10 protein-coding genes are annotated in these 13,175 nt (G+C 58.0%); 6 read left to right on the top strand and 4 right to left on the bottom strand.

What is annotated here, in order from left to right; all coding sequences use genetic code 11:
• Positions 1–85 precede the first annotated feature (85 nt).
• Complete coding sequence (locus H6F75_RS13635; RefSeq protein WP_190753028.1) at positions 86–1,981, top strand: GTPase; 1,896 nt, start codon at positions 86–88, stop codon at positions 1,979–1,981.
• Positions 1,982–2,062: 81 nt separating this feature from the next.
• Complete coding sequence (locus H6F75_RS13630; RefSeq protein ID WP_190753027.1) at positions 2,063–2,581, top strand: NAD(P)H-dependent oxidoreductase; 519 nt, start codon at positions 2,063–2,065, stop codon at positions 2,579–2,581.
• Between the two features lie 105 nt (positions 2,582–2,686).
• On the opposite strand, the gene H6F75_RS28805 is transcribed toward H6F75_RS13630, so the two are convergent.
• On the bottom strand, positions 2,687–5,248 hold the full coding sequence (locus H6F75_RS28805; RefSeq protein ID WP_190753026.1) for a DEAD/DEAH box helicase: 2,562 nt from the start codon (positions 5,246–5,248) through the stop codon (positions 2,687–2,689).
• Positions 5,249–5,472: 224 nt separating this feature from the next.
• Here H6F75_RS28805 and H6F75_RS13620 point away from each other — a divergent pair, with 224 nt between their 5' ends.
• Both H6F75_RS13620 and H6F75_RS13615 read left to right on the top strand, forming a co-directional pair.
• Complete coding sequence (locus H6F75_RS13620; protein WP_190753025.1) at positions 5,473–5,919, top strand: hypothetical protein; 447 nt, start codon at positions 5,473–5,475, stop codon at positions 5,917–5,919.
• A gap of 234 nt (positions 5,920–6,153) precedes the next feature.
• On the top strand, positions 6,154–7,854 hold the full coding sequence (locus tag H6F75_RS13615; protein WP_190753024.1) for an SUMF1/EgtB/PvdO family nonheme iron enzyme: 1,701 nt from the start codon (positions 6,154–6,156) through the stop codon (positions 7,852–7,854).
• Between the two features lie 114 nt (positions 7,855–7,968).
• Here H6F75_RS13615 and H6F75_RS13610 read toward each other — a convergent pair whose 3' ends face one another.
• Complete coding sequence (locus tag H6F75_RS13610; RefSeq protein WP_190753023.1) at positions 7,969–8,850, bottom strand: S-methyl-5'-thioadenosine phosphorylase; 882 nt, start codon at positions 8,848–8,850, stop codon at positions 7,969–7,971.
• 5 nt (positions 8,851–8,855) lie between these two features.
• Positions 8,856–9,725, bottom strand: a complete 870-nt coding sequence (locus H6F75_RS13605) for a Tab2/Atab2 family RNA-binding protein (protein WP_190753022.1) — start codon at positions 9,723–9,725, stop codon at positions 8,856–8,858.
• A gap of 285 nt (positions 9,726–10,010) precedes the next feature.
• On the opposite strand from H6F75_RS13605, the gene H6F75_RS13600 reads away from it, so the two are divergent.
• Together H6F75_RS13600 and H6F75_RS13595 are read left to right on the top strand one after the other, a co-directional pair.
• Positions 10,011–11,306 carry a D-Ala-D-Ala carboxypeptidase family metallohydrolase gene (locus H6F75_RS13600; protein WP_347710648.1) on the top strand — a complete coding sequence of 432 codons (1,296 nt, stop codon included), beginning with the start codon at positions 10,011–10,013 and terminating at the stop codon, positions 11,304–11,306.
• 237 nt (positions 11,307–11,543) lie between these two features.
• Complete coding sequence (locus H6F75_RS13595) at positions 11,544–11,789, top strand: hypothetical protein (protein ID WP_190753020.1); 246 nt, start codon at positions 11,544–11,546, stop codon at positions 11,787–11,789.
• 19 nt (positions 11,790–11,808) lie between these two features.
• Here the strand turns inward: H6F75_RS13595 and H6F75_RS13590 are convergent, their stop codons facing one another.
• Entirely contained in the window at positions 11,809–13,170 is a 1,362-nt protein-coding gene (locus H6F75_RS13590) for a 16S rRNA (cytosine(967)-C(5))-methyltransferase (protein WP_347710650.1), read from the bottom strand.
• Between the last annotated feature and the right edge of the window lie 5 nt (positions 13,171–13,175).

Raw genomic sequence — 13,175 nt, 5'->3', positions numbered from 1 at the left:
TCAGCGGCTAGGGATGATTGGCTGTGCTTCAGGTTGGGGCGAACCCTGCTTACACTGAAGACGTTAGCTATGTAGGAACGGAGCCATGGTGCGACTTCAACCCTGGCAGTGGGCGGTGCTGGCGCTGCCTCTGGTGGCGATCGTCGGATTCATTTTGACGGCAGCAGGCGCACAAATTCACGCCTGGGGGCTGAACTGGATCTGGGGCGTAATCGTCCTGATGCTGGTGCTGTGGCGAGGGCTGCTGGCCCGCTGGACCAAGCCCGTTTTTAAGCAAATGGAAGCGGCCTTAGAACAGGTTCAGCAGGAGCTGGATGAGGTAACCGAAGCAGAAGCCCCGGTCGGCATTCCTAACGTCGGGTCCGCCGCTGCGGCACTGGAAGACATTCTCGTTGCTGCCCAGCAAGACCCTCCCTTGTGGGAAGACTGGAACCCCTTCTGGGAGCGCTGTCGCGAGGTCGTGACGGCGGTAGCTCAGGCCCACCATCCCGGCGTGAAATACCCGCTGCTCAACATCTATCTACCCGATGCCTACGGCCTGCTGCGGGGCACCGTGGATGATGTCGATCGCTGGATTGACACCCTCACCCCGGTGCTGGGCCAGGTGACCGTGGGCCAGGCGGTGCAGGGCTATGAGGTCTACCGCCAAGTCGAACCCTCGGCCCGCAAGCTCTGGCAGGCGTGGAACTGGGCGCAGTGGCTGATCAACCCCGCCGCCGCCGCCGCCCGCACCCTCAGCGAACCCACCAACGCCCTGGCCAACCAGCAGCTGCTGGGCAATTTGAATGCGCTGCTGCGAGAGGCCACCCTGCGGAACCTGTACCGCCAGTCGGTAGCGCTCTACAGCGGCGAACTGCCGACCCTGCCTAGTCCCAAAAAACCGCTGCCCACCGCTCAAACTCAAACCCTGCGGGAGATTCTCGACCAGGCCGAGCCGGTGAATGCGGTGGCCGAAAAGCCCGTCAACATTTTGCTGGTGGGGCGCACTGGGGCGGGCAAGAGTAGCGTGATCAACACGCTGTTTGACAGCGATCGCGCCGAGGTCGATGTGCTGCCCAGCACCGATACCATCAGCACCTACCGCTGGCAGGGTGACGGGGGCGAAACTCTCACCCTGTGGGACTCTCCGGGCTACGAGCAGGTAGATCGCACCGACTACCGCGATCAGTTGCTCGACTGCGCCCGCGAGGCCGACCTGCTGCTGCTGGTCACCCCCGCCCTTGACCCGGCCCTGCAAATGGACGCCGATCTGCTGCGCGACATGCGCGAGGAGGTGCCCGATCTGCCCGCCATTACTGCTCTAACCCAGATCGATCGGCTGCGGCCCCTGCGGGAGTGGCAGCCCCCCTACGACTGGCAGTGGGGCAGTCGCCCTAAGGAAGTCTCCATCCGCGAGGCCACCCGCTACCGGCAAGAACAGCTGGGTGAACTGTGCGATCGCATCCTGCCCCTGGTCACCCGCAACGCCGAACGCCCTGGGTGGAATGTCGAGGCTCTGTCCACTGCTCTAGTCGAGCTGATCGACCCCGCTAAAGAACTGCGGCTGGCGCGGTTTTTGCGCGATCGCGAGACCAAAATCACCGCCGCCGCCCGCCTGATCAACCGCTACCGCTTGCAGATGAGCACCACCCAGGGGCTCACCGCCTTTCTCAAAAGCCCGGTGCTAAAGTTTCTCGCTACTCTCACCACTGGCTCCCCGGCCCTAGCTTACCTGCTGGCCGAGCAGATTCCGGTCGAGCAGCTGCCCGTGGTGCTGGGCAAGCTGCAGCTCGCCTACGACCTGTTTAAGGTGATTGGCCCCGACCAGGTGCAGCTCGATTTGCTCGCCCTCTGGCCGCTACTGCTCGACCACAACGACCAGCCCGATCGCGCCGCCTGGGCCTTTGGCCACGCTATGGTCGAATACTGGAGCCAGGGGCTGGCGATCGCCGACACCCGCCAGCGGGTTGAGCACTATCTGGGGCAGTACGACACCCGCTGACCCACCTCTGAGCTGATGAAGAGACATGACGGCAGTGGTAAATTGAAAGCGTTTCCGTTGCCCCCTCACCTTCTGAGAACAATGCTGATCTTATCTGCCACCAACGGTAAAAACCTGGATCTGGCCCACGCCTTTGCCGCCGAAGCCACCAACAGCGGGGTAGCCGCAGAGGTCATTAGCTTGCCTGAGTTGCAGATACCGCTTTACGACTCCCTGGGGAGCAGCAGTGCTGGCGATGGACTGCTCAAGCTGGCCCAAGCCATGCGGCAACACAAGAGCCTAGTCATCTGCGCGCCCGAGTACAACGGCTCCATTCCCCCGGTGCTGAGCAATGCGATCGCCTGGCTCTCGGTCAGCACCGACGACTTTCGGGCATTGTTCAACTCGCGGCCCGTGGCCCTGGCTACCCACAGCGGCGGCGGTGGGCAAAAAGTCATGCTGGCCATTCGGCAGCAGCTCTCGCACCTGGGCTGTACGGTACTGGGCCGCGAGGTGCAAAGCAGCTCGCAAAAGGCGGCCAACCCCGAGGCGATCGCCGCCCTCGTCAGCCAGCTCGCCGCCCTCGAATCTGCCTACGAAAGCGTTCCGGCTCAAGTCTAGGTGCATCAATGCAAAGCGTCGTGGATCACAAAAGAACGAAGAATTAAACTCAAAAAGTAAATCGCACGTTTTTCGAACTTTATTCTTCGTTCTTTTTCCGTCTCCTCACTTCCTATCCCACTGCTCTTTCATACGCTGAATGCGCTCCAGCAGCGTCTCATTCGACATGCGCGAATTCAGCCGTTCTACCAGTAATGGGAAAGCCAAAGGTGAGGGGCGCTGGGTGTTTTTCCACACGACCGATCGCTGATCCAGCCGACTCAGCGTTTTGGCCAATCGATGAGTCTCAAGCTGGTCTTGCAGCACCTCCCGCTCGGCCTGCTTGAGCAGCAAATTGTCTGGCTCATATTTGGTGAATACTTCGTACAGCAGCGATGTGCTGACCTGGAGCTGGCTCGACGTTTTGCGCGACCCTGGATAGCCCTTAAACACCAGCCCCGCTACCTGGGCCACGCCGCGAAACTTGCGCTGGGTCAGCTCCGAAATGTTGAGGCTGGCGCGAATATCGTCCTCCAAATTCTCTAGACTAAAGAAGTCGCTGGAGAATAGATCCTGGTAAGGATAACCCTTGGGGCCAAGAATCTCAAAGCCGTAGTCGTTGACCGAAATGGTAAACGTGGCTGTCTTTTGCTTAGCAAACCGATAGCCCCAAAGAAACCCTAGCCCCTCGTGGACAAAGCGACCCTCAAAAGGGAAAACATAGAGGTGTTGGCCCTCGCGAGTTTTGCAGCTTTCTACCAACAATTCATCGGCACTAGGCAGTGTTGAGAGGCGCTGTTGAGCTTCAAGAATGGGCTTAATGGTGAGAATTTCGTCGTTGGCGATCGCTTGAGACCCCCCCCTGCTCCCCTCAAAAAGAGGAGTGGCAGACGGAGTTTCTGCGGCAAGGGATTGAGGAGATCTAGTCTCGCTAGCGGAGGCTGCCACCGGTCTGAGAGAGACTGCGTTGGCGGAGGCGCTGAGGAGCGCTCGCACCCGCTCCACCTCACGGCGCAAATGGTGGCTGAGCGTATCCGAAATCGCCAGCTGCCCGCCCCCCCAGGTGGGGGTCACTGTAGATTTTTTACGGGTGCCCTTGACGTAGAGCACCATGTCCTTCATCTGAAAATATTCCAGCTGCCGTCCGGCGAAAAAGAACACATCCCCCTGCTTTAGCCGCGACACAAACGACTCTTCTACAGTGCCAATTTCTTTGCGGTTGGTGTAGACAATTTTGACCGGCGTGTTGGAGGTGATAGTGCCAATGCCCATGCGGTGAATGCGGGCTAACTTCGCGTCACTAATTTTGAAAAGTCCGTCTTCTCGCACCACTTTTTTGTAGCGGGGATAGGCTCCCAGACACTGACCACCGTTTTCGATAAAGTCTAAAATCCACTGGTATTCTTCGTTGGTGAGGTCGGTGTAGGCGACGGTTTGGCGCAAATTTTCCAGAGTCTTTTGCGGCTCAAACCCATCGCCGCAGGCTAGGGTAACCAGGTGCTGAACCAGCACGTCGTAGGGCTTGTACTGGGGGCGACGGGTTTCCATATCGCCCAGTTCTAACCCTCGGCGAAAGGCAGAGATTTCGAGCAGTTCCAAGGCGTTGGTGGGCAAAAAGAACACTTCCGAAGTACCTTCCGGCACGTGGGCGCTGCGCCCCGCCCGCTGTAGCAGCCGCGCCAGATTCTTTGCGCTACCGATTTGCACCACTCGCTCCACTGGCTGAAAATCGACGCCCAGATCCAGCGATGACGTACACACCACCCACTTGATGTCGCCAGATTTCACCCCAGCCTCGATCGCTTCCCGCTCTTTGACATCGATCGAGCCGTGGTGCAGAGCAATGCGATCGGTCGCCTCGGGTAGGGCAAAGTTTAGCGCCTGGTACCATCGCTCTGCCTGATTGCGGGTGTTGGTAAAAATCAGCGTAGATTTCTCAATATCTAGCGCCTCGACCAGGGTTTCAAACATGCGCAGGCCCAGATGCCCCGCCCAGGGAAAGGTATCTACCGACTCAGGGCGAATGCTTTTGATCACCGTGTCGCGCTTCAGATTTGAGCGAATGATCACGGGCTCTGCGCTTAGACCCACAGCGGTTTGAGCCGCTTCTTCCAAATTTCCTAAGGTGGCTGAGATCGCCCAGGTGCGCAGGGTGGGTTGGAGCGATCGCAGATGCCCTAAACACAGCTCGGCCTGGGTGCCCCGCTTCGAACTCATCAGCTCGTGCCACTCATCCAGCACCACTGCCTGCAAATTGCTAAATCGCTTGGCCCCGTCTTTGTAAGACAGCATCACCGCCAGCGACTCCGGCGTGGTGATGAGGATATTGGGCATGTTCTTGAGCTGTTTGGTCTTGCGCGCAGAACTGGTGTCTCCCGTGCGCGACTCGACGGTAATGCCCCACCCCATCGCCTCGATCGGGGCTTTGATCGCCTGCTCAATGTCCCGTGACAGGGCGCGCAGGGGGGTGATGTAGAGCAGCTGCAATCCTTCGGGTGGGGTGGCAATCATCTCGGCGATCGCTCCCATCACCGCCGCATAGGTTTTGCCCGACCCGGTAGGCACCTGCACCAGCCCGCTACGGCCATCGAGATAAGCGGCCCAGGTTTCAGCCTGAAAGGTAAGGGGCTGCCAGCCACGGGTGGCGAAGTATTGGGTGATAGGGATAAGGCGCGGGTCAGATGTCACAGGGCTGATTAAATAAAGATATCGGCATCATCCCAGTGTAAAGGGGGATAGCTGCTCAGGCTATTGCAAGAACAAGTGCCATAGCACTCGGAAATGTTCAATGTATCAACGTTGACCCTACTCCATAAGATTCTTTGAATTCTTGAGAGATCAGCCATCAGTCAAAGGGAATAATGATCATTCAACAAAGCAAACTTAAATCGTTTAAGAGGAAAGGAATAAACATGTTTGACTATATAAAGATTGCAGAAAATGCTATTAGATCTGTGCAAAAAGAATCAAATTATGCGGCAGGAAAACCCCCTATATTTTGGAAAGGTATATTTATGACGGTGGAAGAGGCTGGAGCTGTAGTCAGAGCCTTGGAAACGCAAAAGGCTAAGTATACTAAACGCTACCGTAATACAGAAACTGGGTCAAAAATTACAGAAATTGCTTTTGACGGAACTGTCAAAGTATTGGATACTACTGCAAAAGGTTTGAAAGCTAATCCTCTTACTGCTCTTGCTGGCTTAGTTGTAGGCGGCGTAGAGAAGAATGTTGAGGCATTGGGCGGAGCAATTTATCACGGTATTGATGACATTAATGAAAAACGCAATCTTTCTCGAATTGCCGACATAGAAATCTGTATTAATGCACTTAATGAATTGATTAAAGAATTTATTGATTGAGTCCAAGAAGAGGGATTTTTGTTGGCAGCAGTTAGTTTTTGAATGTATCTAATCTGTGAAGTGGTGACCTAGACGTTAGATAAGGGGTGAGACCCCTTATCTAACTGTTAAAAATTCATGTTGTAAGGCCTATCGTGTAATGAATTGAACAACGCTGCTGGAACTGGAATCTTTTGGTTGCCGTCCATTATCTTGGCTACCAGGTGTGCACTCTACTTTTGGCAGCTAACTCCTATGCCTAACGCCAAGTCTATTTTCATTTCCTACCGTCGAATAACCAGTATCGACATCACAGGACGAATTTATGACCGTTTAGTGGCTCATTTTGGCGAAAACAGTGTCTTTAAGGATGTAGATTCAATTCCCTTTGGAGTGGATTTTCGCCACCATTTAGAGCAAGAAGTCAGCCATTGCCCCGTGCTGCTAGCGATTATTGACCCCCAGTGGTTAAAGGTTACCGATGACCACGGTAAGCCCAAACTAGCGAATCCCTCCGACTGGGTGCGGGTAGAAATTGAGGCGGCTCTGCGACGCGATCGCCTCGTCATTCCAGTGCTGGTGAACGGGGCTACGCTTCCCGAAGATGCTGCCCTACCCGAGGGGCTGAGGGGGCTGGTGCATCGCCAGAGCGCAGTGGTGCGCTGCGACCCCGACTTTCACCGCGATCTGGATCGGCTGATTCATCGCATTGAGGGCGTATTCAGCAGTTTGGCTGTGGGTAGTTCCCCGTCCCCGTCGCCGCCGCCAGTTGTTATCCCAACCAATAAGCAGGCCGCTGCCTTGGCCACCGCTAATAAACCAGCTCTGGTGGTTAGTGCTCGGCCTATGGGCCGACGACGCTGGCTACGCATGGCGGGTCTAGGGTTACTAGGGGGCGGCACGGCGATGGCGGTGCGTCAGCAGGTGCCAGCCCTACAGACCCTAACCCCTGGAAATATTTCTCAAGCCATGCCCAAGCTGGCCGCTCTACCCGATCGCCTGCAACAGGCCCTAGAGCAAGGGGAAAGCCCTGCCCCAGAGCCACTAGGCCTAGAATCCTCTATGGAGCTCTCCGAGGTAGCGACTCCTGAGCCAGAGATACCTACCCTAGAGGCACTGGATTCGGGTGAGCTCTACAGCTATGAATCGGTGAGTGTCGATGAGTATGGCATGGGGCGATCGCAGATTAAGTTTTCCACCCCATCCCACAAAGCCCTGCGTCTAGAGACACCCATAGGCCCAGTCACCCTACGGTTGGTATCGATTGTCGGGGGCCAGTTTGTGCTAGGTGCCCCCGCCACCGAGCTGGGCCATGACCCCTCGCAGCCGCCCCAAACCATTGCTACTGTAGATTCGTTTTGGATGAGTGTGCACCCCATCACCCAGGGGCAGTGGCGAGCGGTGGCGCTGCTGCCTACCGTTAACCGCAACCTCGACCCCAACCCGGCCTACTTCACCGGCAACGATCGCCCGGTCGAGCAGGTGTCGTGGCCGGAGGCGGTGGAATTCTGCGATCGGCTCAACGAACTCATTAAAACCCAGCCCGATCAGCCCGGTCTGCGGCGCTACCGCCTGCCCACCGAGACCGAGTGGGAATACGCCTGCCGCGCCAAAACCACCACCCCCTTCCACACGGGCCAAACCCTCACCACCGACCTGGCTAACTACAACGGCACCAAACCCTACCGCCAAGAACCTGTTGGCCAGTTTCGCGGTACCACTACAGCTGTTGGAGCCTTTGGCAAAGCCAACGACTTTGGCCTCTACGACATGCACGGCAACGTGCTGGAATGGTGCTCCCCCAACCGAGACACAGCTCCTAACGATGCCTGGCGAGTAGTGCGGGGTGGCTCATGGCAAAGCCCGCCCCAGCAGTGCCGTTCGGCCTATCGATCGGGTCTCAAAGCCGATACCCGCAGCAATGAGGTTGGCTTTCGCATTGTGAGCGAAGGGTGAGTGGTATCTCATGCGGGCGGGCAGGAAAGAAGGTGTAGGGTATAGGGTTTAAGGTGTAAGGCTTGCCGTAGACCCTACACCCCGCACCCTAAACCCCCTTGCATTCCCCTCGACCTACTGAGGCAAATACTTTTTCAGCAGCAGGCTAAGTTTGTCGAGCGTTGCGGCAGGGGCCTTATCAAACGGGGTGATGATGGCATACTTCAGCGCCGAGTGGGCTTCCGACTCAGGCGGGTTGGCGGCAATGCGGTTCACCACTTCGCGTATCACCCGCTGGGCGTTGACGGCGTTCTTTTGTAGATTGCCGATCACCATTTCGACGGTGACGCTGTCATGGTCGGGGTGCCAGCAGTCGTAGTCAGTAACTAGGGCTAGGGTGGCGTAGGCAATTTCGGCTTCGCGGGCCAGCTTGGCCTCAGGTAGATTGGTCATGCCGATGATGGTCGCGCCCCAGCTGCGGTACAGCTCTGACTCGGCCTTGGTTGAGAAGGCTGGCCCTTCCATGCAGACGTAGGTGCCGCCTCGGTGCAAATCAACATCCGGCAGCTCCAGGCTTTCGACCGCATCGGCCAGCACTTGCGCCAGGGCTGGGCAAACCGGGTCGCCAAAGGTGATGTGGCCCACTAGACCCTCGCCAAAGAAGGTGTTGACTCGGTTGCGGGTGCGATCGATAAATTGATCGGGCACTACCATATCTAGCGGCTTGGCGGCTTCTTTAAGCGAACCGACGGCGGAGGCAGAGATCAGGTACTCTACTCCAAGGGACTTCATCGCGTAGATGTTGGCGCGAAAGGGCAGCTCAGTGGGCATCAAGGTGTGTCCACGCCCGTGGCGAGCCAAAAACGCCACGCGGGTGCCATCTAGCGTGCCGAGAATAATGGCGTCGGAGGGGCTGCCAAAGGGGGTGTCAACGCGAACTTCTTCGATGTCGGTGAGGGCTTCCATTTGGTAGAGGCCGCTGCCGCCGATGATGCCAATCTGTGCCTGTGCCGCCATGGTGGTTACTGTCTAGTGCTGGACTGCATTATCATACCTGGCTGCTGCAAGAGCCAGATGCCGGTGCTGGTCATGCCTGAGTCGTCGGGGCGCACCAGCAGAAAGTGAAGGCCTTGGCTCTCGCGTTTGCGCTGCTCGAAGCGTTGACCAGCGGCGGCCACATCGGGGTCGCTGAAGGTGGTGAAGACCCAGCGATCGCACAGCCCCGCCTCTAAAATCAGCCCATCCGGTTCCCCTCGCACATAACTCAACCAGGCGGGATTGTTAGTCTGAATCCACTGGGTCAGAGCCATCGCCTGCCGCCCCGCATCCACCACCACCCCAGGAATGGGTGTGGTGCTGGCTAGGCCCAGGCGGGAGGGCATCAAGCTCGATGGCAGGTGGCGTAGGGGAATGGGTTCGTAGGGCAGGGTTTGCTCGAAGTCGTAGGCAGATAGCGCCGTGAAGCCCCAGGAATCGCCCCAAAGATTTTCGGGTAGAGGAATAGGGGGCGGCGACTCGATGTGTAGCGGGTTGTAGGGAATGGGGACGGCGTTGGGTTGGGTGGGGTACCACTTGGCCCGCTGCTGGAGCCACTGATGCAGGGCAAGCGTATGGCGGGTCGGCTCAACCGCAATCCCCAGCGACTCACAGCTAACGGTTAGCAGCGATAGCGCCTGGGGACGAAACACCTGAATTTTCTCGGGGCGGGCAGCGGCTTTTTCTAACGCAATGTCTATCTGCTCACTCACCCAGGCTTTGTTCACCGACGACTGGGAAGTCATGGCCCCGTAGCTAAAGGCAAAATCGTCGCTGCACAGCAAAATTTCCCAAAGGCGTTCGCCGCTGGGGCTGGTCAGGGGTGGACGGTGGAGATCGGCTTGCCAGACAGTCATGATGGGTATCTGGCCGTGATGGGCTCAGCGCAGGGGCTTACATTTTAAGGCGTGGTACTGAGATCAGGCAGTAGGGTTGCCATAGTCAGCGGCAGTCTCAGCATAAGGGAGAAGGCCATCTTTACATTACCTAAGGACCGACAGAGACGCCGCCCTTAACTTGGAACTGGAGGCTATTAGGCTGAGTCTGTGAAAACCAGTGACCCGCACCCCTCCCTGGGCGGATGTCTTAGGGTAGAAAGATGGTGCTATATGATAGGCCGTGGCGAGAGTGGGGAAGGTAGGGTGAATCAAGTCTTACGCGTCAACCGGGCTACGGTGCTGGTGCTGAGGCCAGAGCCGCCGGGGCAGTTAGCCGCTAACGAGCAGGTGGCGATCGCCGCTGGTAGCGTCTACCCGCTGCAATCCTACGCCTACGCCGATATTAACGGCGGGTTTAACGGCCATATCAAAGTGGCCTTTCGCGACAGCGCCCCCAACGGCTTTAACACCTGGTTTGTGCCCAGTCGCGATACCCAGGTAGAGTCGGATGGCGTTGTGGTCTACCCCCAAGAAGATCAAGAGGGCATGCCCGTGCTGTGGATTAATACCAGCACCCTGCTAAAGCGCCGCCCCCTCGACTCAGGTCTGCTCAACCCCAACGAAACCGTAGCCGTGTCTCGGGGCCAATCTTATAACTTGCACTCCTACGCCTTTGCCGACAGCCAGGGCAACTTTAACAACCACATCAAAATCGCTATCCGCAACCCCGAAGACTTTGTCAATGGGCTGAGCACCTGGTTTGTCTATACCCCCCACGCCTTTGTCGCCCTCGACAACGAAGTGGTGTTTCCGCGCCCAGACCCCAATGCCTTTGTGCTGCGGGTCACCCAAAACACTCTATTCAAGCGACGCCCGGTTGACAGCGGCCAACTGGCCCCCAATGAACAGGTTGCTGCCTCTCCCGGCACTACTATCGTGCTGAGCAGCTATGCCTTTGCCAATGCTCAAGGGTCGTTTAACGGCCACATTCGCTTTGCGATCAAATACGTCAAGGACGACATCAACGGGCTCAACACCTGGTACGTGTTCCAGGCCCATGCGCGGGTCGAGCGGGCCGGAGTCGTGGTATACCCGCCCCCGACAACCCCGCCCCCAACCCCGCCGCCACAGTACTCGGGTCGCCCCTTTCTCCTGCCGGGAAACACGTCTACGTTCTACACCGATCAGCCGATCATTCCTGGCGGTAGCTTTACCTGGGGCGAAGCCACACGGGATGCCACGCGGATTCCTGAAACCCAGGCGATCGTTGACAACATTATTGGCCTGGCTCGGGCGCTCCAGGGCGCGCGAGATCGCCTCAACCGCCCCTTTCAAATTACCTCCTGGTATCGGCCCCCAGCGGTGAATGCAGCGGTGGGTGGGGCTTCTCGGAGCCAGCATCTGTTTGGTCGCGCCGCCGATATTCAGGTACAGGGGCTCAGCGGTCGCCAGGTAGCCAACGCGCTGATGCTGAGCTGGCCGGGGGGCATGGGCATCTACAGCAATATCCCCAACATCATTCACCTTGATACTGGCCCCAAGCGCACCTGGGGGTTCTAACCAGGTTGAGATGCGCCTTTGCCTCTCTGCCAAGTCGTAGCGATTGGCTCTGTAGCGGGTTGCTTTCTCGAGTTATCACTATTACCAGAGCGGTTAGAGCGTTTTGCACAACCCCTTAGAGCAATCGCCATACCAGTGCGCCACCCCAGCTTTTGCCAGTGGTAGTGACTCTAGTTCTAAGCGCAGTGGCCAACGCTATATTATGAAAAAGCAGCCCACTCTTTCTGTTGAAAGTCCATGCCCCAGCCCAAACATACCCAGGCCCACCTGTCGCGCACGGTGCCCAAAGATCAGTCTGAATTCTTCAAAAAGCGCACCCGTGACTCGATGGAATATTACATGGGAGCGAAGCTGCTAGAGGTGGGGGTGAACCCTAAAAACACCGTCTACCGCTGGACGTCGGAGATCAAGGGCAACCAGGAAGTGATTACCGTGAGCGCCTACTGGGGCGATTCGCGCGAAAAGCTTGAGGCGTCAGAATAACAGTTTTCTGAGAGTCATATCAGGCCTGCTGAAGCCTCACCATAAAGAACCCGTCCATGCTTTGGCGGTGGGGCCAGACGCGCACCCAGCCAGCGGGGGCAACCTCTAACCCGTCACCAAAGCCGGGGGCAGGCGGCTGCACTTGCCAGGTGGGATGGGCGCGACAAAACGCTTCAATCACAGCCTCGTTTTCGGCTGGGTGTAGTGTGCAGGTGGCGTAGACCAAAGTGCCACCGGGTTTAATACAGCGGGCCGCCTCGCTCAGTAGAGCACTTTGCAGTTCGGCTAGCGTCGTTATGCTATCTGGAGTTTGTCGCCAGCGGGCATCGGCGTGGCGGTGTAGGGTGCCCAGCCCCGAGCAGGGAGCATCGACCAGAACGCGGTCGGCTTGGTGATGGAACTGGGTCAAGTCGGTGCTATCGCCCGCGTGGGTGTGCAGGTTGGTCAGGCCCAGTCGATTGGCGTTGGCGGTAATTTTTTTGAGGCGAGAGGGGGCGCGATCGCAGGCCCACACCTGGCCACCTTCCCCTACTATCTCTGCCATCTGCGTTGCCTTGCCCCCCGGTGCCGCACACACATCCAGCACCGTTTCGCCCGGCTGTGGGTCGAGCAGTAACCCCACCAGCTGGGCACTGGCATCCTGCACACTCCACCAGCCTGCTTCGTAGCCAGGCAGGTTGGTGAGGGCTCCCTGGTGGTTCACCAGGCGCAGCCCCCAGGGAACCCCAGGGATCGGTTCTATCGCAATATCGGCGGCGGCAAAGGCAGTTTTCACCGCTTCGACCGTGGTCTGCTGGCGGTTGACCCGCAAATCGATGGCGGGCACCTGGTTAAACCACTGACAGAGCCGGTCGGTTTCTGCTGCGCCAAGCTGGTCGAGCCACAGCTCGATCAGCCAGTCAGGGTAGCTGTGACGAATGCCTAAGGCGATCGCGGGCTGATCCGGTAGCCGTAAGGGGTCTGTGTCCTGCTCGGATTGACGGATGTACTGGCGCAGCAGGCCATTCACCACCCCAGAAAGCTTATCTAACCCGTTCGCCTTAGCCAGATCAACGCTGGTATTCACTGCCGCCGAGTCGGGCACGGCGGTGAGGTAGCGCAACTGATAAAGCCCCAGGTGCAGCACGAGGCGCAGCACCGGGGGCTGTTTATCCGCAGGGCGAGTGCCCAGCTGGTCAATGAGAGCATCTAGGGTGCGCTGGCGGCGAACGGTGCCATAGACCAGCTCGGTGGCAAAGGCGCGATCGCTTTCGCTCAACTTGGTCTGACTCAACGTGCGGTGCAGAGCTACATCGGCGTAGGCTCCCGCCTGCACCTGAAGCAGCACATTCAAGGCCAGTTGCCGTGCTCCAGACGGTGCAGCAGTCCGAGTAGTTACGATTTTAG

It is taken from the genome of Nodosilinea sp. FACHB-131, from assembly GCF_014695395.1.
GTDB lineage: Bacteria > Cyanobacteriota > Cyanobacteriia > Phormidesmidales > Phormidesmidaceae > Nodosilinea.
Note: the sequence above shows the minus strand (reverse complement) of the source record. Positions and strands in the feature narration are given on the sequence as shown.